17 protein-coding genes and 1 tRNA gene are annotated in these 19,412 nt (G+C 59.6%); 13 read left to right on the top strand and 5 right to left on the bottom strand.

From position 1 onward, the window contains the following. Positions 1 to 171 (bottom strand): hypothetical protein, encoded by a 171-nt coding sequence (locus ACR0JF_RS20830; protein ID WP_170662768.1) that lies wholly within the window; start codon positions 169 to 171, stop codon positions 1 to 3. A 70-nt stretch (positions 172 to 241) separates the two neighbouring features. On the opposite strand from ACR0JF_RS20830, the gene ACR0JF_RS20825 reads away from it, so the two are divergent. The 3 genes from ACR0JF_RS20825 to ACR0JF_RS20815 all read left to right on the top strand — a co-directional run bounded on the left by ACR0JF_RS20825 (position 242) and on the right by ACR0JF_RS20815 (position 2,284). After that, positions 242 to 397 (top strand): hypothetical protein, encoded by a 156-nt coding sequence (locus ACR0JF_RS20825; RefSeq protein ID WP_170747569.1) that lies wholly within the window; start codon positions 242 to 244, stop codon positions 395 to 397. A 64-nt stretch (positions 398 to 461) separates the two neighbouring features. Continuing rightward, positions 462 to 1,046: a TetR/AcrR family transcriptional regulator gene (locus ACR0JF_RS20820; RefSeq protein WP_170662772.1), complete on the top strand. Its 585-nt coding sequence runs from the start codon at positions 462 to 464 to the stop codon at positions 1,044 to 1,046. A gap of 80 nt (positions 1,047 to 1,126) precedes the next feature. Next, a complete protein-coding gene (locus ACR0JF_RS20815) occupies positions 1,127 to 2,284 on the top strand; it encodes an acyl-CoA dehydrogenase family protein (RefSeq protein WP_170662774.1) in 1,158 nt (385 codons plus the stop codon). Positions 2,285 to 2,372: 88 nt separating this feature from the next. Here the strand turns inward: ACR0JF_RS20815 and ACR0JF_RS20810 are convergent, their stop codons facing one another. Then, complete coding sequence (locus ACR0JF_RS20810) at positions 2,373 to 3,269, bottom strand: LysR substrate-binding domain-containing protein (RefSeq protein ID WP_170643889.1); 897 nt, start codon at positions 3,267 to 3,269, stop codon at positions 2,373 to 2,375. Positions 3,270 to 3,413: 144 nt separating this feature from the next. Here ACR0JF_RS20810 and ACR0JF_RS20805 point away from each other — a divergent pair, with 144 nt between their 5' ends. Together ACR0JF_RS20805 and ACR0JF_RS20800 are read left to right on the top strand one after the other, a co-directional pair. Next, positions 3,414 to 5,606: a thiamine pyrophosphate-dependent enzyme gene (locus tag ACR0JF_RS20805; protein ID WP_170662776.1), complete on the top strand. Its 2,193-nt coding sequence runs from the start codon at positions 3,414 to 3,416 to the stop codon at positions 5,604 to 5,606. Next, positions 5,603 to 6,637, top strand: a complete 1,035-nt coding sequence (locus ACR0JF_RS20800; protein ID WP_170662777.1) for an ACP S-malonyltransferase — start codon at positions 5,603 to 5,605, stop codon at positions 6,635 to 6,637. Before ACR0JF_RS20805 ends, ACR0JF_RS20800 begins: the two co-directional genes overlap by 4 nt. An 8-nt stretch (positions 6,638 to 6,645) precedes the next feature. Here ACR0JF_RS20800 and ACR0JF_RS20795 read toward each other — a convergent pair whose 3' ends face one another. Continuing rightward, the gene (locus ACR0JF_RS20795; protein ID WP_170662780.1) at positions 6,646 to 7,554 is read right to left on the bottom strand and encodes a LysR family transcriptional regulator; all 909 of its coding nucleotides are present in this window, start codon (positions 7,552 to 7,554) and stop codon (positions 6,646 to 6,648) included. A gap of 74 nt (positions 7,555 to 7,628) precedes the next feature. Between ACR0JF_RS20795 and ACR0JF_RS20790 the strand changes: the two genes are divergently transcribed. From ACR0JF_RS20790 to ACR0JF_RS20770, 5 genes are all read left to right on the top strand, one after another. Continuing rightward, entirely contained in the window at positions 7,629 to 10,841 is a 3,213-nt protein-coding gene (locus tag ACR0JF_RS20790; protein ID WP_170662782.1) for a 2Fe-2S iron-sulfur cluster-binding protein, read from the top strand. Positions 10,842 to 10,968: 127 nt separating this feature from the next. After that, positions 10,969 to 11,835, top strand: coding sequence for an FAD binding domain-containing protein (locus tag ACR0JF_RS20785; protein ID WP_170662784.1), 867 nt, complete (start codon positions 10,969 to 10,971; stop codon positions 11,833 to 11,835). After that, positions 11,832 to 12,311 (top strand): (2Fe-2S)-binding protein, encoded by a 480-nt coding sequence (locus ACR0JF_RS20780; protein WP_170662786.1) that lies wholly within the window; start codon positions 11,832 to 11,834, stop codon positions 12,309 to 12,311. Before ACR0JF_RS20785 ends, ACR0JF_RS20780 begins: the two co-directional genes overlap by 4 nt. After that, positions 12,311 to 14,566, top strand: coding sequence for a xanthine dehydrogenase family protein molybdopterin-binding subunit (locus ACR0JF_RS20775; RefSeq protein ID WP_170662788.1), 2,256 nt, complete (start codon positions 12,311 to 12,313; stop codon positions 14,564 to 14,566). Before ACR0JF_RS20780 ends, ACR0JF_RS20775 begins: the two co-directional genes overlap by 1 nt. After that, complete coding sequence (locus ACR0JF_RS20770) at positions 14,559 to 14,804, top strand: MoaD/ThiS family protein (protein WP_170468530.1); 246 nt, start codon at positions 14,559 to 14,561, stop codon at positions 14,802 to 14,804. The genes ACR0JF_RS20775 and ACR0JF_RS20770 overlap by 8 nt, the downstream gene beginning before the upstream one ends. Here ACR0JF_RS20770 and ACR0JF_RS20765 read toward each other — a convergent pair. Further along, entirely contained in the window at positions 14,801 to 15,508 is a 708-nt protein-coding gene (locus ACR0JF_RS20765) for a DUF374 domain-containing protein (protein ID WP_170662790.1), read from the bottom strand. The two genes, ACR0JF_RS20770 and ACR0JF_RS20765, sit on opposite strands and share 4 nt — an antisense overlap. 142 nt (positions 15,509 to 15,650) lie before the next feature. On the opposite strand from ACR0JF_RS20765, the gene ACR0JF_RS20760 reads away from it, so the two are divergent. The 3 genes from ACR0JF_RS20760 (at position 15,651) to lptF (ending at position 18,540) form a co-directional block, all read left to right on the top strand. Next, positions 15,651 to 15,726: transfer RNA gene (locus tag ACR0JF_RS20760), tRNA-Trp, on the top strand. Positions 15,727 to 16,470: 744 nt separating this feature from the next. Further along, on the top strand, positions 16,471 to 17,316 hold the full coding sequence (locus ACR0JF_RS20755) for an FkbM family methyltransferase (protein WP_170662792.1): 846 nt from the start codon (positions 16,471 to 16,473) through the stop codon (positions 17,314 to 17,316). A 99-nt stretch (positions 17,317 to 17,415) separates the two neighbouring features. Beyond that, positions 17,416 to 18,540, top strand: coding sequence for an LPS export ABC transporter permease LptF (lptF, locus tag ACR0JF_RS20750; protein WP_170662794.1), 1,125 nt, complete (start codon positions 17,416 to 17,418; stop codon positions 18,538 to 18,540). On the opposite strand, the gene ACR0JF_RS20745 is transcribed toward lptF, so the two are convergent. Continuing rightward, entirely contained in the window at positions 18,537 to 19,370 is an 834-nt protein-coding gene (locus ACR0JF_RS20745; protein ID WP_170662796.1) for a LysR family transcriptional regulator, read from the bottom strand. The two genes, lptF and ACR0JF_RS20745, sit on opposite strands and share 4 nt — an antisense overlap. Positions 19,371 to 19,412: the final 42 nt, after the last annotated feature.

The raw sequence follows: 19,412 nt of genomic DNA, 5'->3' as shown, positions 1-19,412 counted from the left end.
TTAGCGGCCCTCGCGCTGAAATAGGCTTTCAAGCAAGGATTGGCCATTGGCGCTCTCGGGGGTCGACCGCACCGCATCAGGTGAGGCAAAAAAGCCAAACAGTACCACAAGCAACAAAAAGGCAGACCCGATGATCAAGGCCGAGACGATCTGCAAAGCTGTGCGTATCATACTATCGCCTGTTCATGTGGCCACCGCCGCAGTCAGTAAAGCGAGCACCAAAATGATTGGGACATATTGCGTGGCAACAAAGCTGGAGTGGTGTTTCATCGTCACATCCTTGGGTGTACTGATCGGTAACCCTTTAAAAAGTGTTCTCACTGGCTATGATTTGCAAGAGCTCACGTTGCAAAAAAGTGAAGTCGTTGTGATGCTTTGGGTTCACGACGTGCAGTGACGTGAAGAAACCGCAATGGAAGTGGGATAGAAATGTACAGCCCGGTACACTCAGGTGCTTTCTGATGCGTCCTAACAAACGCGATGAACTGGTGCGCAAAGCGATGGAGGTCTTCTACCGAGACGGGTTTCACGCGACCGGCATGGATAAACTGGTGGTGGAAACCGGAGTGTCCAAGACCTCGATGTACAAACACTTCCGCACCAAGGAAGATCTGATCCTGGCCGTTCTACGCCTAAGGGATGAGAGTTTCCGCAATCGGATCCTGCGACGGGTTGAGCAGCTGGCGGACACGCCAGCCGGGCAATTGATTGCCACTTTTGATGCTTTTAAAGAATGGTTCGAAGAGGACGATTTCCGCGGATGCATGTTTCTGAAAGCCGCGGCCGAGTATCAGGATGCCAGCCATCCGATCCACGTGCAGGCAGCAGAACATAAACGGGTTATTTTGGAACACTTGACCTCATTGGCGCGCCAATCCGGCGCACATGCGCCAGAGCTTCTGGCCCGTCAGATTGTTTTGCTGCAAGAGGGCGCGATCGTCTCGGCCGTTCTGTTGAAAAACGGGAATCCGGCTGAAGACGCCAAGGTCGCAGCGCAATTGCTGCTGGATGCTGCCCTAACCCGAAAGAACGCTGCGTTGCATTGACGGAACGCGGCGTTACGTGGATTGGCCTATCTACGGTGCCGCGATAGCCTTTCAGGTAACACCTGATCGGAGAATACCACATGTCGCTTTTTATCTCGACCGCAGCCTGGGTCACTGACGAACACCGGATGTTTGCCGAAATGGCAGGGCGGTTTCTGGATGATGAGTTGGTTCCCAATGCCGAAACCTGGGCCGCGAATGGCATCGTAGACCGTGCATTCTGGCACAAGGCCGGGGAAACAGGTCTGATGGCGGGTGCGATCCCGGAAGAATATGGCGGCGCCGGTGGGGACATGGGGTTTGACTCGGTCACTCTATACGAGCAGACGGCGCGCGGGGATGCCGGATGGGGATATGGGATCCAGTCGATCGTGACGCACTATATCACAGCCTACGGCAGCGAAGACCAAAAGCAGCGTTGGTTGCCCAAGCTGGCTTCGGGCGAGATGGTTGGGGCTTTGGCGATGACCGAACCGGGCACGGGTTCGGATGTGCAGGCGGTGCGGACCTCGGCTGAGAAAGACGGCAACTCCTATCGCCTGAACGGGTCGAAGATCTTCATCACCAACGGTCAGAGCGCGGATCTGATCATCGTTGCCGCCAAGACAGACAAGAGTTTGGGGGCCAAGGGCGTGTCTTTGATCGTTGTCGAGACGAATGGGGCCGAGGGTTTCCGGCGCGGGCGCAACCTCAAGAAGCTGGGTATGAAGGGCAATGACACCGCCGAACTGTTCTTTGAAGATGTCAAAGTGCCGATGACCAATCTGCTCGGCCCGGATGAGGGGCAGGGGTTCTACCAGCTGATGAAACAACTTCCGTGGGAGCGTTTGACCATCGGCATCATGGCGCTGGGCGCGATTGATTTCGCCATAACTGAGACGGTGAAATATGTGCAGGAGCGCAAGGCCTTTGGACAGCGTGTCATGGATTTCCAGAACACGCGGTTCAAACTGGCCGAGTGCAAAACCAAAGCGGAAGTGCTGCGCAGTTTCGTGAATGATTGCATTGGCAAGCTGGAGGCGGGTGAATTGGATGCCGCCACCGCATCCATGGTCAAATACTGGGGGTCAGAGGTCCAGAACGAGATCATGCATGAGTGCCTGCAGCTTTTTGGCGGCTATGGCTTCATGATGGAATACCCGATCGCCCGCCTTTATGCCGATGCCCGTGTGCAGATGATCTATGGCGGTACGAATGAGGTCATGAAGGAACTCATCGCGCGTTCGATTGACGTCTGAGGCCCTCCCGCCCGTCGTCGAAGTTCCTTTTGGAACATCTCCTCCCGTTGGGCCGGGCAGATTTTCGGGTGGCGGTCTGTTCAGAACTCTATGTGATCTCCGGGTCCAGCTGCCGTTCGAGCCATGCTCGAAATGACTTCAACGGTTCAGACTCAATCCTGTTCTTAGGCCATACCAGATAGTACGCGCCCAAGCTGACCTCCGGCCCATCCCACGCCAAGGCAAGGCGGCCGGTTTTGAGGTGCTCTTCGACGAGATAGCTTGGGAACAAACCAACGCCTAACCCATGGATCGTGGCCTGTATCATCGTTGAAAACTGGTCGAACAGCATCCCACGCGACCCGCTGACAGGATGGTCCTGCGCGGCAAACCAGCGCTCCCACCCGTCGGGGCGCGTTTCCATGTGCAAGAGGGGTGCCTGCTCCAGCCAGTCGATTTGATCGCTCTGGTCGGGCAGAAGGTCAGGGGCGCAGACGGGCACGACATACTCTGTCATGATCTTCAGGTAATTCACGCCGCTCCAATTCTGGCGACCAAAGTGAAAACCTGCGTCGAAAGCCTCGGTTTCGAAATCGAAGGGTCGCAGCCTTGTGTTCAGGTTGACCGTCACCTCAGGGTGATTGCGGGCGAAGTCCTGAAGGCGCGGGGCCAACCAATGCATCCCGAATGCCGGCAGGATGGAAAGGTTGAGGGAACCTCCGGTCGGGTTGGCCTTCAGTTTAAGCGAGGCCTGCGCCAGTTGATGCAGCGCTGTGCGGGCCGTCTGGACATACTCTTGCGCGGCCGGTGTCAGGTGCAGCCGCATTTGGGTGCGTTGGATCAGTTCGATGCCCAACTGCTCCTCCATCGTTTTCAGCTGGCGGCTGATGGCGCTTTGGGTCAGCGATAGCTCCTCGGCCGCAGCCGAGGCGCTGCCCAGCCTGTCCACAGCCTCAAGCGCGAGCAGGGATGAAATCGACGGAAGAAAGCGGCGGGGCGCGATCATATTACATTTCCTCATACCTTTGGGTTTGATTATCACTGGCTTTTTCCCGACACCAGCCGGATATACTGGTCTTTGACGCGCGCGCCCGCGCCGTTCGAAAACAAGACCCGCGGACAGCCCCGCAACATTTGAGAAGGCCGAGCTATGGATCGCGCGCAGATCGTCCATGAGAATTTCCTGTCCCGCGTGGCAAACCGGGATTTTCCCGAAGGTGTGCCTCCAGTCGGTGGGCTGAGCCATGCAGATGCGGTGTCACTTTACCGCTCGCAGGTCCTCAGCCGGGCGCTGGATCGCACCAGCCGGGCGATGCAGAAGGCGGGGCAGGGGTTCTATACCATTGGCTCATCGGGTCATGAGGGCATGGCTGCGGTGGCCCACGCCCTGCGCCCGACGGATATCGCCTTTTTGCACTACCGCGATGCGGCGTTCCAGATCGCTCGTTCCGAGCAGGTTCCGGGCCAGCAGATCGCCTGGGATATGCTGCTGAGCTTTGCGTGCTCGAAAGAGGACCCGACCTCGGGTGGGCGTCATAAGGTGCTTGGCTCCAAGGCTCTGATGATCCCGCCTCAGACCTCGACCATTGCCAGCCACCTGCCCAAGGCGGTCGGCGCGGCCTATGCGTTGGGGGCAGCGCGGCGGCATGACCCCGAGCATCGGGTGTTGCCCGAGGATGGCATCGCCATGTGTTCGTTCGGGGACGCCTCGGCCAACCATTCGACCGCGCAAGGGGCGATCAACACGGCGGGTTGGACCAGTGTGCAATCCACGCCACTGCCCTTGCTGTTCGTATGCGAGGACAATGGCATCGGGATCTCGGTGAAAACACCCAAAGGCTGGATCGAGGCGTCGATGGCGCATCGCCCAGGCATCAAGTATTTTCAGGCCAACGGGCTGGACATCTACGAGACCTACGCCGTGGCTCAGGAAGCCGCGCATTATGTCCGCACGCGCCGTAAGCCCGCCTTCCTGCACCTGAGGACCGTGCGCCTCTATGGCCATGCGGGGGCGGATGTGCCGACAACATATCTCAGCAAGGCCGAGGTCGAGGCGGATGAGGCAAATGATCCGCTTCTCCATTCCGTTCGGCTGTTGCATCAGGCGGGGACGTTGGCTCCGGAAGAGGCGTTGAAAATCTATCAGGACAGCTGCGCCCGGACGGATCGTGTTGCTGCCGAGGCTGCCACGCGCCCGCATTTGTCGACCGCGCAGGATGTTATGGCCAGCCTGATCCCGCCCAAACGCACCTGCAAGCCGACGAACGGCCCCAGTGCGGATGAGCGCGCAAAGGCGTTCGGGGGCGACATGCGCGCGATGTCCGACCCGCAGCCCATGAGCCGCCTGATCAACTGGGCGCTGACCGATCTAATGCTGGAACATGGCGAGATCGTCTGCATGGGCGAGGATGTGGGCCGCAAAGGTGGCGTTTATGGCGTGACGCAGAAGCTGCAGCAGCGGTTCGGACAGGACCGTGTGATCGACACTCTGCTGGACGAACAATCCATCCTCGGTCTTGCCATTGGCATGGGCCACAACGGGTTTGTGCCGATCCCCGAAATCCAGTTCCTCGCCTATCTGCACAATGCCGAGGATCAGATCCGCGGTGAGGCTGCCACACTGCCCTTCTTTTCGAATGGGCAATTCACCAACCCGATGGTGCTACGGATCGCTGGGCTTGGGTATCAGAAAGGCTTTGGAGGGCATTTCCACAACGACAACTCTCTGGCCGTTTTGCGCGACATTCCGGGTGTGATCATTGCCTGCCCCTCGACCGGGGAAGACGCGGCGCAGATGCTGCGCGAATGCGTGCGACTGGCGCGGGAAGAGCAGCGGGTTGTTGTATTCCTCGAACCGATAGCGCTCTATCCCATGCGGGATTTGAATACGGCGCAGGACGGGGGCTGGATGACGACCTACCCCTCTCCTGACCGGCGGATTGCGCTGGGCGAGGTTGGGGTAAATGGCGATGGCACCGATCTGGCCATCGTAACCTACGGCAACGGCCACTACTTGTCGCGTCAGGCGCTACCTGAGTTGCAGGCGGCCGGGGTGAACGCTCGTATCGTCGATTTACGCTGGCTGGCCCCATTGCCGACCGAGGCGCTGCTGAAGGCGGCCAAGGACTGCAAGCACGTCCTGATCGTGGATGAATGTCGCCGCACAGGCAGCCAGTCCGAGGGGCTGATGACCCTCTTCCGCGAAGAAAGCGCCCAGACGCGGGTCGCCCGCGTTGTGGCTGAGGATTGCTTTATCGCGACTGGCCCGGCCTATGCCGCACCCCTGCCGTCCAAGGACGGTATCGTCGCTGCAGCCCTGACCCTGACCGGAGTGCGGAAATGACCCGAACAGCTGTCGTGATCTGCCCCGGTCGGGGCACCTACAACAAGCCCGAGCTGGGCTATCTGCACCGCCACCATGCGGACGAGATGCCGATGTTCCAGCGCTTTGACGCCATGCGCGCCGAGGCCGGGCAAGAGGGGGTAACCGCTCTGGACGGGGCCGCGCGCTTTGCGGTCAGTACCTATTCGCGCGGCGATGTGGCCTCGCCCCTGATCTATGCCGCCGCGCTGGCGGATGCGCAGTCGCTGGCGGATGATATCGAGGTGGTGGCTGTGACGGGCAACTCGATGGGTTGGTATATCGCTCTCGCCGCCGCTGGCGCACTGAGCGCTGAGAACGGGTTCCGCGTTGTGAACACCATGGGCACTCTGATGCAGGAACATCTGATCGGGGGGCAGTCGGTCTATCCCTTCACCGATGACAGCTGGGTCGACAGCGCGCAACAAAAACAGGCGTTGTTGCAGGACGTCTCTGACATCAACGCGGTCGAGGGGCAGGATCTGGCGCTGTCGATTGATCTGGGCGGTATGCTGGTGCTGGCCGGGAATGAGGCTGGTCTGGCCGCGTTCGAGGCATCTCATCCCACCGTTCAGGACCGCTTTCCCATGCGGCTGCCGAACCATGCGGCGTTCCATACTTCTCTGCAGGCCCCGATTGCCGCCGAAGGTCGGGCGCGGCTGAAAGCTGATCTGTTCGGCCAACCCCGTCACCCGATGATCGACGGGCGCGGCAAGATCTGGTGGCCGGGCGCCACCGATACCGAGGCGCTTTGGGATTATACGCTGGGCCATCAGGTGACCGAGACTTACGATTTCACCCGAGCCATTCAAACCGCCGCGCGAGAGTTCGCACCCGACCTGTTCATCGTGACCGGGCCGGGGGCGACACTGGGCGGCGCGGTGGCGCAGTCTCTGACCATGGCGGGGTGGAGCGGCATGACCGACAAGGTCTCATTCGCTGCGCGGCAAGAGGACTCGCCGATTCTGGTGGCCATGGGGCGTGAGGATCAAAGGGCTCTGGCGACAGGCTAGGCTCTGCTTCAGGTCTTGGCCTGAATAGTGCTGGCGATGTTTTCGATCCGGCCGCGCAACCAGCGATGGGCCGGGTCATTGGCTGAGCGTTGGTGCCAGACCATGTAGATCGAGACAGGCTCGCAGTCGAACGGCAAGGGCGCGCAATCCAGCGCGGCCAGCGGTCCGTTTTTCATCAGCGCCGTGTCGGTGGAAATCAGCGGGCTGCCCGCGATGAAAGACGGGATGGCGTTGAAATGCGGCAGTACGACGGTTGGCGGACGGATCTGGCTTTGATCCACACCGCGCATCACCGCGCGCGCATTCCGGCCGTCGGGAAAGCGAACCTCGACATGCTCACTCTGACAGTAGGCCTCCCACGTCTCGGGCGCGGAGCGTTGGCATCGGTCAAAAAACACCATCAACGGGCTTGTGATCAGCCGCTTTTGAAAGATGTCCGGCCCGTCCGGAGGCAGCGGCGTCAGCATCAGCTGGCACCGGTCGCTGCGCAGCAGGTCCGGCCCCGGTACGCCGGATGAGATGAATTCCAACTGCAGCTTAATACCCTCGGCACGGGTCGCGCGTAGAAGGTCGGGAAAGATCAGCTCTCGCGGCATGTCATTGGTGGCGATGCGGATTTCCATCTGCTCTGACAGTGGATCAAAGGGGCGTTCATCCGTCAGCGCGCGCATACCATCCAGCACGTTGCGAACCGGCTCTTGCAAGGCCAGCGCGCGTTCGGTCGGTGTCAGGCCCTGGCCAGATCGCACGAATAGCGGATCGCCCAGCACCTGCCGTAGCTTGGCCAATGTGTGGCTGATTGCCGACTGTGTGACCCCCAGCCGATCCGCCGCTTTCGAGACCGAGCTTTCCTCGAGTATCGTCAGAAATATGCGCAGGACCTTCCCGTCCAGATCAATGAAATCGATTTTGCTCATACAATCTATGATTAAGTATGAATGGTTTTGCTGTCGAGAGGGCGCTAGTTCAGGCGCAAACAAGGGACATGCACATGGGACTTCGCTTTTTCTCGGATAAGAACCGACCCGTTCACTTGGGGTCGTACCCTCTTGAGCGTCTGGCGCGTCAGCAGGCAATGCCCGATTTTTCCCAGCTGCCCCCGATGCCCGAGCTTAACTTTCACCTGCCTGACCGGCCCGAGAGCATCGTGAATGCGATGGGCGAGTTTCAGGCCATGCTGGACACGATCCGGGATGGGCTGGTGAACCCTGTCGCCTCGGATATCCCGCAGGACCCGCAGGCAAGGGCAGATCACCTCAAGGCGTTTGGCTATTTCAACGATGCCTCGATGATGGGCTGCGGGCCGTTGCCGCCCGAGGCGCTGTTGGACCAGCCGCGCCGCAACCCCGATATCGACCGTCTGGCGCATGCGCTGAAAACCCGCCAGACCAAAACACTGGCCTCGGGGATCGACGTTATCATGGCCGATCTCAAGGAAAGCATGGAGGCCGCGCCGCGTCCGATGGCCTCGCATAGTCATGCTCTGGTGTTCCTGTATGAACATAACCGCGACCCTAACCCGGACGAGCCGGGGTCCGATTGGATCATGGATGCGCAGGACCACCGGGCGTGCCTACTGGCGACTGAGAATGCCGTTGTGATCGCAAACTACATCCGGCTGCTGGGGTTCGATGCGCGGGCGCATACGGCGATGTCGTCCGAGGTGGATCTGGGCAAGCTGGCGGTGGCGGCGGGTTTGGCCTCGGTCGAAGACGGCACGCTTGTTGCCCCTTGGCTGGGCCGCCGGTTTGGTCTGGCCGCTGTCACGACCGAGATGGAGATTGCCCACGATCAGCCCCTGCAGCCCATGGCGCAACAACCGTGGTTCCGGACCCAAGGCCCTGCGTGGTGGCTTGGCACCGGGTTCGCCAAGAACGCTCTGAACCGCGATGCCTATGCCAAACGCCGCTACGTGGATGGGGCGTATCCGTTTGAACGGCTCAAGCGGGTCGAGACGCCCACCACCTATATTGATGAGGCCAACGTCGCGCGCGTCCCCAAGCGGGCCGACATGTTCGCGCGGGCGCAGTTCGGCGATATGGGCAAACACCTGCAGGACGCGGCCAAGGGCGGATATTACGTGCGCAAATCGGCCCCCAGTTTCGCGCAACGCCGGGCGCTGGGCGCGTTTGTTCTGTTGCAGGATGGTGAAAGCGCTAAGGTCTCGCCTCCGACGGATGCGCAGCGCAATGCCGCCAATATCAAGGCCGCCAGTTATTTTTTGGGGGTCGATGCGGTCGGCCTCAGCCGTTGTCCGGACTGGGCGTGGTATTCCCACGATGCGACGGGGGAAGAGATCACGCCCCCGCATGATCAGGCCATCAGCATGATCATCGATCAGGGCTATGAGACGATGGAGGGCGCAAGCGGTGATGATTGGATCAGCGTCGCGCAATCCATGCGCGCCTATCTGCGGTTTTCACTGCTGGGTGGTGTGATCGCGCAGCAGATCCGTAACCTCGGCTACAAGGCCAAGGCCCATACGGTGATGGATGGCGAGGTGCTGCAACCTCCGCTATTGCTGTTGTCGGGGTTGGGCGAGGTCAGCCGGATTGGCGAGGTCATTCTGAACCCCTATCTCGGCCCGCGTCTGAAATCCGGCGCGGTGACGAGTGATATGCCGATGGTGCATGACACGCCGATTGATTTCGGCCTGCAGAGTTTCTGCGAAAGCTGCAACAAATGTGCCCGCGAATGCCCTTCGGGCGCGATCACCGCCGGGCCAAAGCTGATGTTCAACGGCTATGAGATCTGGAAATCCGACAGTCAGAAATGCGCTACCTATCGCGTGACAACGCCCGGGGGGTCGATGTGCGGACGCTGCATGAAGACCTGCCCGTGGAACCTCGAAGGGATTTTCAAAGAACGCCCCTTCCGTTGGGCCGCGATGAATATCCCTCAGGCGGCCCCGGCATTGGCGAAACTGGATGATGCGGTGGGCAATGGTGGCCTGAATGACGTTAAAAAATGGTGGTGGGATATCGAGCTGCAGTCGGATGGCGCCTACCGCCCCTCGGTGCATCCGCTGAACCGGCGCGATCTGCAGCCCGATCTTGATCTGAAATACGAAGATCAGACGTTGGCCGTTTATCCCGCCTATCTGGCCCCACATCCGTGGCCCTATCCCTTTGCCATGGACCGCGAGGCCGGGATTGTCGCCTATGAGGCGATGGTGAGCGCCGAGGAATACAAGGAACGCAAAGCGGCGGGCGACATTTCAGTCGTTCACCGCTATGACATCGCAGGCGATGCACCGGTCATGCGGGTCGAATTGACCAAGGTCGACAAGATGACAGCCGATGTGACCAAGTATGAGTTCTCGACACTGGACGGTTCCCCTTTACCCAAATGGACAGCGGGCGCGCATCTGGACGTGTTGGTCGCGCCCGAATTTCTGCGCCAGTATTCGATGTCCGGTGACCCTTCGGACCGGGCGAGCTATCAGATCGGTGTCTTGCGTGAAGATGATGGGCGCGGTGGTTCGGCTCTGCTGCATCGCATCTTCAACGAAGGCCGCAAGGTTTTCATCTCGAAGCCGATCAATCATTTCGAGCTGGATGAGACTGCGACCAAAACCTTCCTAATGGGCGGTGGGATAGGCATCACCCCGATGATCGCCTTTGCCCATCGTCTGTACGCGCTGGGTAAACCGTTCAAGCTGCACTACTCGGCCAGTACCCGCGCTGGGGCCGGGTATTTGGATGATCTGGCCGCGATGCAGTGGGCGGATCACGTGCACTTCCATTTCTCGGATGAAGGCACGCGGGCCGATCTGGATGCGATCCTCTCAGGCTATCAGGACGGCTGGCACGTCTATACCTGCGGGCCAGATCGCTTCATGGAGGGGGTCATGCAAGCGGCCAAACGGCAGGGTTTCCCGCACGAAGCGCGGCATCTGGAGTATTTCTCGGTCCCCGAGCAACCGGACTATGAAAACTACCCATTCACCTTGAAGCTGGCGAAATCAGGCCAGCAACTGATCGTGCCGGAAGACAAGGACGCCGCGCAGGTGTTGAATGAGGCGGGCATTCACGTGGATGTGAAATGCGCCGATGGCATCTGCGGCGTCTGCAAATGCGGTGTTGTTTCCGGCGAAATCGAACATCGCGATTTTGTCCTGTCCAACAAACAACGCGAGAGCGCTATCATTTTGTGTCAAAGCCGCGCCGCGCAACCGGATGGCGTGATCGAGATCGACCTCTGACCCAAGGTCGAAAAACGACATGAAGTTGTAGAAAAATTGGTCGCTCCGGCCATGGACGCCGCTGAGGCACTGCATTACCTTCCCCGAGAACCCAGTGAATCCTGATTGACAGGTGCGAGGTATTTTCATGGATTATCACAGCCCCGCCAGCTTTGCCGAGGCGTCGGCTCTGGCTGCAAACGCGACGGGCACGACACGGTTTCTGGCAGGCGGCACCGATGTGTTGGTGCAGCTGCGCTCGGAATTGGTGACGCCCGATACGCTGATCGACATCAAGAAAATCAACGGTGTAGATCAGATCACGCAAAATGCCGATGGCAGCTGGACCCTTGGCGTCGCTGTCACCGGCGCTGAAATGAGCGAGCATTCCGAGCTGGGCCGCGACTGGCCTGGTGTGGTCGAGGCGATGGACCTGATCGGCTCGACTCAGGTGCAGGGCCGCGCGACGTTGACGGGTAACCTGTGCAACGGGTCTCCGGCGGCGGATTCGGTGCCCGCGATGGTTGCGGCGGGTGTGACGGTCACTGTGACCGGCCCAGATGGCGCGCGCGAGGTTGCTGTTGAGGACATCCCCACCGGACCGGGCAAGACCTCGCTGGCGAAGGGTGAAGTGATCTCGGCCGTCAACCTCCCCGCGCGGGGCGAAAATGGCGGTGACGCCTATCTGCGCTTTATCCCGCGCACCGAAATGGACATCGCCGTGGTCGGCGTGGGCGTCAGCCTGCGTCTGGACGGCGACATGATCACCGAAGCGCGCGTGTCTCTGGGCGCTGTCGCCCCGACCGTTTTGCTGGTTGAAGACTGCGCCAAAGCAATCATCGGCAGCACGCTGGATGACACCGCTTTAGACGCGTTGGCCGCGGCCGCTTCGGCCGCCTGTAACCCGATTGACGACAAACGCGGTACGATCGAATTCCGCACCGAGGTCGCTGGTGTTCTGGCCAAGCGCGCCGCGAAAATCGCCTATGCCCGCGCCAAGGGAGAAGACGCATGAGCAAGCTCCACGTATCCACTACCGTGAACGGGGACACGGTCGAATACCTGTGCGACCCGCGCGAAACGCTGTTGGACTGTCTGCGCGACAAGCTGAACCTGACCGGCGCGAAAGAAGGTTGTGGCACCGGCGATTGCGGCGCGTGCTCCGTCACCGTAGATGGCCGTCTGGTCTGTTCCTGCCTGATGCTGGGCGTTGAGGCTGATGGTAAGGCCATCGAAACTGTCGAAGGCATCGCGGATGGCGACGTTCTGCACCCGCTGCAGAAGAAGTTCATCGAACACGCGGCGCTTCAGTGCGGCATTTGCACGCCGGGCATTCTGGTGGCGGCCAAGTCGCTGCTCGAGAAGAACCCAAACCCGACCGAAGAGGAAACCCGGTATTGGCTGGCAGGCAACCTCTGCCGCTGCACCGGTTATGACAAGATCATTCGCGCCGTGATGGAAACGGCGGAAGAGCTGCGGGAGGCTTCGTAATGGCACTCGACGATCGCAAATCTGTATTCACTTTCGTTGGCACGCGACCGGATCGCCCGGATGGCTTGGACAAGGTCACGGGCCGCGCCAAATTCGGGGCTGATGCCTATGCGCCCGGCATGTTGCACGGAGCGGTTCTGCGCTCGCCCCATGCCCACGCGCGGATCGTGAAGATCGACACCTCGAAAGCCGAGGCGCATAAGGACGTCAAAGCCGTCGTCACCCGCGCGGACTTTGCCGATGTCCCGTTCAAACCGGGTCTCGAGGGCGAGTTCTGGAACGTTTTGGAAAACGTCATGGCAGGCGAAAAGGCCCTCTATGACGGTCATGCCGTGGCAGCGGTTGCCGCGACTTCGGCGCTGGCAGCCCGCGATGCGCTGAAGCTGATTGAGGTCGAATACGAGGTGCTGCCGCACGTCACGGACGTGGACAAAGCGATGGCGTCGGATGCGCCTGTTATTCGGGAAGGCGCGGCGGACTATTCGGTACCCGAAGGGCTGCACCCCAACGTCGTACGTTACCACGAAAGCGGTCACGGAGATGTCGAGGCCGGGTTTGCCGAAGCGGATCTGGTCATCGAAGACAGCTTTGTCACGGAAGCGACCCATCAGGGCTATATCGAACCGCACGCCTGTCTGGGCATGCTGGGCAATGACGGCAAGGGTGAGCTGTGGTGCACCACGCAAGGCCACTGGATAGCGCAAAAGACCTGCGCCGCGCTGCTGGGTATTGAGACCTCGCAACTGCGCGTCACCGCGTCCGAGATTGGCGGTGGTTTCGGCGGCAAGACCACTGTCTTTATCGAACCCGTTGCGCTTGCATTGAGCCGCAAAGCCAACCGTCCGGTCAAGATCGTTATGACCCGGTCCGAGGTTTTCCGGGCGACCGGCCCAACGGCGTCGGCGTCGATGGACGTCAAGATCGGCATGAAGAAGGACGGGACCATCTCGGCAGCACAAGGCGTATTCCGCTTGCAGGGCGGGGCCTTCCCCGGTGCGCCGGGCGATATGACTGCCATGTGCGCCTTCGCGCCGTACAACCTGACCAACGTCAAGCAGATCGGCTATGACGTGATGTCGAACCGTCCGAAACAGGCCGCTTACCGCGCGCCGGGCGCACCCATGGGTGCCTTTGCGGTTGAGTCGGTGATTGATGAGCTGTGCAACAAGCTGGGCCTCGACCCCGTTGATGTCCGCCTGACAAACGCCGCGCATGAAGGGACCAAGGCCAGCTATGGCCCGACCTACGAACGCATTGGTCTGGTCGAAACGCTGGAGGCCGCCAAGGCGCACCCGCACTATTCGGCCCCGCTGAAGCCGGGGCAGGGGCGCGGGATTTCCTGTGGCTTCTGGTTCAACCACGGCGGTGAGACCTCAGTATCCCTGGCCCTGTCTGAAGATGGCTCGGCCCAGCTGATGGTCGGAACGCCGGATATCGGCGGTTCTCGTGCGTCTATGGCGCTGATGGCGGCCGAAGTTCTGGGCATCCCATACGAGAACATCCGCGTCACCATCGCGGATACGGCGACGCTGGGTTATAACGACGTCTCACACGGCTCGCGTGTGACCTACGCGTCGGGTCTGGCGACCATCAAGGCGGCCAAACACGCGGTCGAAAAACTGTGCGAACGTGCGGCAGCCAAGTGGGGTATCCCGGTCGAGGCCGTGAAATGGGAAAACGGCTGCGCCGTGCCCTCAGGCCCCAATGCAGGCGATTTCGACCCGCTGGCCCTGTCCGACATCACGGCGGATATGGGGCGCACCGGTGGCCCGATCTCGGGCCATTTCGAGGCAACTCCGGAAGGTGCGGGCGTGTCCTTTGGCACCCATATTGTCGATGCTGAGGTCGACCCGGAAACCGGCAAGACCAGCGTCACACGCTACACGGTCATTCAAGACGCCGGCAAGGCGATCCACCCGACCTATGTGGAAGGCCAGTTCCAGGGTGGTGCCGCGCAAGGCATCGGCTGGGCGCTGAACGAGGAATATATCTACGGCGAGGACGGACGGTTGCAGAACTCGATCTTCCTCGACTACCGGATTCCCGTTGCTAGTGACCTGCCAATGATCGACACGGTGATTGTCGAAGTGCCCAATCCCGGCCACCCGTTTGGGGTACGCGGTGTGGGCGAGACCGGCATCGTGCCGCCGCTTGCCGCCATCGCCAACGCGGTTTCCAACGCAGCGGGTGTGCGGATGAAGCAACTGCCGATGTCGCCTCCGCGCATTCTGGCCGCGCTCAAGGACAATGGTTGAGGTTCACCTCTGGTCCGGCCTCCGGTCTCTGACCGGGGGCTTGGCCGTTGTCGAGGTCGAGGCCAAAACAACCGGAGAGTTGTTGCGCGCCCTGGTGCGCGCGCATCCGCAATTGCAGGCCCCCATTGACGCGGGCGTCTCTATTGCGATCGACGGGCGCGTGATTGCAACGGGCCTGACGGAACCCATCCCGGAAGGCAGCGAAGTCTATCTGATGCAGAGACTACGCGGTGGTTAAGGTTTAGGCGACCACGGTTCGCGCCCGACCATCCGGTCAGCCTCGGCCGTGATGTCGTTCATGTGCTGCTCAAGGTTTTGGCGCAGGGTTTCGATCTGCTCTTTACTGGCTTTTCGGGGTACGGTTTCGGTCCATTCGCGGCATAAAAATACACCTTCGTTGCGCCAGGGGCGGGGCATGAGTAAGCGGTCCCATGTACCGGCCTCTCTGCCGTGACGGGCCGAGAAGGTGATTCCGAACACCCGTTTGCCCGATGTGCGCGCCCAGACCAAAGGTACGGTCGACAGCACCCGCTCCGGCCCGCGGGGTCCGTCGGCGGCAATGCCAATAGAAATCCCCTGCTTCATCTTCCCCAGTACTTCACGCGACACAGCAACGTTACTTTTGTGTTTGCTAGCCATGGCGATCGTGTCCATGCCGAACAGCTTTTGCACGCGGCCCACCATGCTGCCCGCCCGGGCCGAGGACGTGATCGAGCAGATCTGCGCCTTGTCCAGCGGGAAGAAATAGGGTGACTGCGCCAGCCGCTGATGCCAAAGAACAACGATGACCGGTTCGCCCTGTTCGGCCAGCTGGTCCAGTTCTTCATAGCCGATGCGCTGCCATTTGGTGTTGCGGTTGACCATCCGAATATAGCTCGCAATACGGCGCGCCGCCCAGTTTAACAAGGCTTCGCTGTCGGCGATCTTTTTGCGGATACTCACGGATGGGTCCCTCATACTGACCAAACCGTGTCTTATAGAACTCAACGCCGCGTGCAACTTGTTTGTCTTGTCGAGAAGTGGTCGAGAAACTGAAAAAGCCTCTTGAGTCCGCCGCGCGGCTGGCATATCTGAGGCTCAGCCTAGGGGTATAGCTCAGTTGGTAGAGCGACGGTCTCCAAAACCGTAGGTCGCGGGTTCGAACCCTGCTGCCCCTGCCATTCAAAACTTCCCAAAACTTGAATATTCGCTTTTGTGGCTGCGTCGAATCCTATTTTCGCCGCGCGAAATTCCCTTCGATGTTCCTCTGGGGCCGTTAAGGCGGCAGCCAAATGGCGCAATAGGTCGGGATTTGACGTAGCGTCCCGAAATTTCTTCCGCGTCGGCGTAGTTGACGTAAACGTAAGATGCTGCTCAATTTTTTATTTTGCATGCACAAAAGTGACGTAAACCGGGGTTTTCTTCCCCCTTACGTCTCAAAATGAAATCCCTAAATGCACCTCGTCGCTGCGGGGTGCCACTCACGGACTGTGATCCTTGAGCTTCGGCCAACCACTGAGGTTCGGATCGGCCCCGCAGTGACAAGATTTGCGCAGTTCATTGGGAGGGAAGGAATTTGATACAGAGTTTTTGGTCGATCTTTCGCGACTCTCGCTCGCACGCGACACGACTGACGCAGCCTCGGCCCGAAGAAACCCCTGCTGCGGATGAAGAACCAAGCGAACCCGCGATAAAAGAGGCCGAGTTCCGAAGCCTGTTTCAAATGACTCTTTTGGAAATGAAACAGCCGCAAACAGGCGATGATGGCTCTGACACTTGGCGAATGTGAGCCTGCCGAAAACCTGCCTAGCCCGATAGGGCGCAAATGCACCATGTTTCCTATCAATTCGATCCCGATGTTGCTGACCGGTGAACGTGGAGATATGCACTGAAGACTATATTTGGTTTGTATTCGAAGGTGTTGAATGGGATTGCGAAGCCTGATTGCCGAAAAGATTGCCTTGAGTGTTCTTGGCAACGGTAAAACCCGGCGCGCCGTCATGAATGAGCTGCTTGATCAGGATACTCTGTTGTTTCGGGACTTGGGCGATCATGCCTTTGCCTTCTTTCCAACGGATGCAATCGGACGTTCACTTTTCCAGAACGGTGAATTCGCCCGCGGCTCAGTCACGGATCTGCGGACGTTTCTTCAACAGAACAATGCCTATAGGTCCGGCATGTCCGTTCTGGAGGTCGGGGCCAACATCGGCACCCAAACCGTCTATTTCTTCCTCGATCTTCAGTGTGAGGCCGTCGTAGCGATCGAGCCAGACCCGGACAACATGAACCTGCTGCGTCACAATCTTGCGTTAAATGGGCTGACAGACAAAGTGAAGATTTTGGGTGTCGCGGCTTCGGAAACGACTGGAACGGCGGAGTTTACCCGAGATCTGTTCAACCGCGGCGGCTCACGTCTGGCGGCCAAACGCAAAAGCGGCAAAACCCGAGAGAGTTTTTTAGTCGAGATCGTTCGGATTGACGACCTGGTGCAGTCAGGCACCCTTCAGGCTGATCAAATTGGGCTGGTCTGGATGGATGTTGAGGGCCATGAGCTATCCGCCCTGAAGGGGATGAAGCAACTCATCGCAGAGTACAGGCCACCGATATTTTTGGAATTCACCCCGGACGGACAGCACAGCACCCAGCAAGAGCTGTGTGACCTGCTATTTGACAACTACCAGAGCGTTTATCGTCATGCTGGGGGCTTTCATCCCGTGTCACGTGAAGCGTTCGCGCAGATCAAACATCAGGTCGATCTTCTGGTCATCTGAAACCCCACCCGATCTCAAAGCAGGGCGGTGACCGTCTTTCCTCTGCTTGCGGGATAGCCTAAAGTCCCCGCAAATCGCAGACACCGGGAATGAGGGTACATGTCGCGTTTCGATGGTTACTTCCTGCGGCAGTTGCTGGTGCTGTTCGGCTTTTTCACTCTGGTTCTGGTCGGTGTTTTCTGGATCACGCGGTCTGTCAGCCTGTTTGATCGGGTGATCAGTGGCGGCCAGTCGGCGGTTGTTTTCCTCGAATTCACCGCTCTTACGCTACCGACCCTGATCCGGACAGTGATGCCGATGGCTGTGTTCGCTGCGGCCGTTTACGCCACGAACCGCCTCAGCCGGGAAAGTGAGATGACGGTCATGCTGGCGACCGGCTCTAGCCCTTGGCGCCTCGCGCGGGCTGTGGTGCAGTTCGGTCTTGTCACAGGGATGATGATGGCGGCGATCAGCGTTTTCCTGCGTCCTGCCTCGGTCGAGCAGCTCGAGATCCGGCAGGCCGAAGTTGCAGGTGACGTGACCGCCCAATTGCTGAACGAAGGTGAGTTTCTGCACCCCGCCGACGGTGTTACGGTCTATATCGGTCGGATTGATCTGGACGGGACCCTGCACGAGGTCTTTGTCTCAGACCGGCGGGACCCGGCGAATTCCGTCAGCTATTCGAGCTCGACGGCGTATCTGGTGAACAACGCGGCAGGCATCAACCTTGTCATGCTGGATGGAGTGGCGCTGCGTCTGGACAAGGACGGGCGCACCCTGTCATCGACCCTGTTTCAGGACGCCTCTTATGATATCTCGGCGCTGACCAGTACCGGCGGTATGAGTACCCGCAGCCTTGAAGCAATCCCTACGATGGAATTGATCCGAGACAGCGAGGCTATCGCCAGCGCCGAAGGGTTCAGCCCGGGTGAACTGACGGATGAGTTGCACCAGCGATTCTCGTGGATCGCGATTTGCGTGGCAGTTGGGCTGGTCGGATATGCCACCCTGATGCTGGGCAGTTTCTCGCGGTTCGGGTTATGGCCGCAGATTCTGGGGGCGTTTACCATTCTGGTTCTGCTGGAAGGCGTTCGGGGGTTTGTTTCTCCGGTCGTGATAGATGAGCCGGGTCTTTGGATCGTTCTCTATGCACCGGCGGTCATTGGTATCCTGATCTCGTGCCTGTTCCTGGCGGTTGCGGGACGCCCAATCTGGCGCCGTTCCAGGGCCGAGGTCGCTGTCTAGGCAGGGTCTCGCAAACCCTGCAGGCAGTCTAGGATATCCTCGAACGCAGAGCTGTCGGGGCGGGTTACGAGATAGAGCGGCAACATCAGGTCTGGACTCGACTCAACCTGCACCAGCGCGCCAGAGCGAATATGCTCTGCGGCCAAATAGGCGGGAAAAAACCCGCGCCCCCCTCGTTTGAGGACATAGCGCAGGGCCATCATGCAATTACCCAAAAAGACAGTCTGCCCTGCTGCCTGGCGGGCCGTTGTCCGCACATGGTCCTGGTAGGCGGTTCCAAGTTCGAGATTGACGAATACCGAGTTGTCGACCAAAGCCTCCGCGGTTTCGACCAGAACCAATCGCTCTGGTGGCAGGGTTTCAAACATCACCCGCCTGTCTGAGGGCTTTTCGTGGGTCAGCGCGGCGTCCAGCACATGTGTTGCGACCGCGTCCACCATATCCAGATCATGATCGTAGTTCAGCGTCAGCAGCAATTGGCCAAAGTGCTGTTCGAAACGTATGGCAAGATCGACCAGCAAGGGATCCCAAACGCTGAGCTGCGCCCCCAGCCTCAATGCCGGGCGATTCTGGTTTTGCGTAGGCAAATCAGTCGAAGCATAAGACCAGAGTGAGAGCATCTGCTCGGCGTAAGGGCGAAATTGGCGGCCGAAGTCCGTTAGTGACGTGCCGCCGGCCCCGCGAGTGAAAAGGGGTTTTCCAGTGGCGTCCTCGATCTGCCGTATGCGCGCGCTGACAGCTGTTTGGGTCACATTCAGCTTGCGCGCTGCTGCGTGAAACCCTCCGGTCTCGGCAACGCACACAAAAGTTTCAAAAGCCTTGATTTGCATGGTGACAGTATTTTTTGATCGATATGATAAAATCAATTCATT

This window comes from Ruegeria sp. BG11 (assembly GCF_056538565.1).
The sequence above is the reverse complement of the archived record's forward strand: the minus strand, read 5'-3'. Positions and strand labels throughout refer to the sequence as shown.

Coding starts and splice junctions, on each gene's coding strand:
- ACR0JF_RS20830 (WP_170662768.1), bottom strand. CDS start 171: ATGATACGCACAGCTTTGCAGATCGTCTCGGCCTTGATCATCGGGTCT.
- ACR0JF_RS20820 (WP_170662772.1), top strand. CDS start 462: ATGCGTCCTAACAAACGCGATGAACTGGTGCGCAAAGCGATGGAGGTC.
- ACR0JF_RS20815 (WP_170662774.1), top strand. CDS start 1,127: ATGTCGCTTTTTATCTCGACCGCAGCCTGGGTCACTGACGAACACCGG.
- ACR0JF_RS20810 (WP_170643889.1), bottom strand. CDS start 3,269: ATGATCGCGCCCCGCCGCTTTCTTCCGTCGATTTCATCCCTGCTCGCG.
- ACR0JF_RS20805 (WP_170662776.1), top strand. CDS start 3,414: ATGGATCGCGCGCAGATCGTCCATGAGAATTTCCTGTCCCGCGTGGCA.
- ACR0JF_RS20800 (WP_170662777.1), top strand. CDS start 5,603: ATGACCCGAACAGCTGTCGTGATCTGCCCCGGTCGGGGCACCTACAAC.
- ACR0JF_RS20795 (WP_170662780.1), bottom strand. CDS start 7,554: ATGAGCAAAATCGATTTCATTGATCTGGACGGGAAGGTCCTGCGCATA.
- ACR0JF_RS20790 (WP_170662782.1), top strand. CDS start 7,629: ATGGGACTTCGCTTTTTCTCGGATAAGAACCGACCCGTTCACTTGGGG.
- ACR0JF_RS20785 (WP_170662784.1), top strand. CDS start 10,969: ATGGATTATCACAGCCCCGCCAGCTTTGCCGAGGCGTCGGCTCTGGCT.
- ACR0JF_RS20780 (WP_170662786.1), top strand. CDS start 11,832: ATGAGCAAGCTCCACGTATCCACTACCGTGAACGGGGACACGGTCGAA.
- ACR0JF_RS20775 (WP_170662788.1), top strand. CDS start 12,311: ATGGCACTCGACGATCGCAAATCTGTATTCACTTTCGTTGGCACGCGA.
- ACR0JF_RS20770 (WP_170468530.1), top strand. CDS start 14,559: ATGGTTGAGGTTCACCTCTGGTCCGGCCTCCGGTCTCTGACCGGGGGC.
- ACR0JF_RS20755 (WP_170662792.1), top strand. CDS start 16,471: ATGGGATTGCGAAGCCTGATTGCCGAAAAGATTGCCTTGAGTGTTCTT.
- lptF (WP_170662794.1), top strand. CDS start 17,416: ATGTCGCGTTTCGATGGTTACTTCCTGCGGCAGTTGCTGGTGCTGTTC.
- ACR0JF_RS20745 (WP_170662796.1), bottom strand. CDS start 19,370: ATGCAAATCAAGGCTTTTGAAACTTTTGTGTGCGTTGCCGAGACCGGA.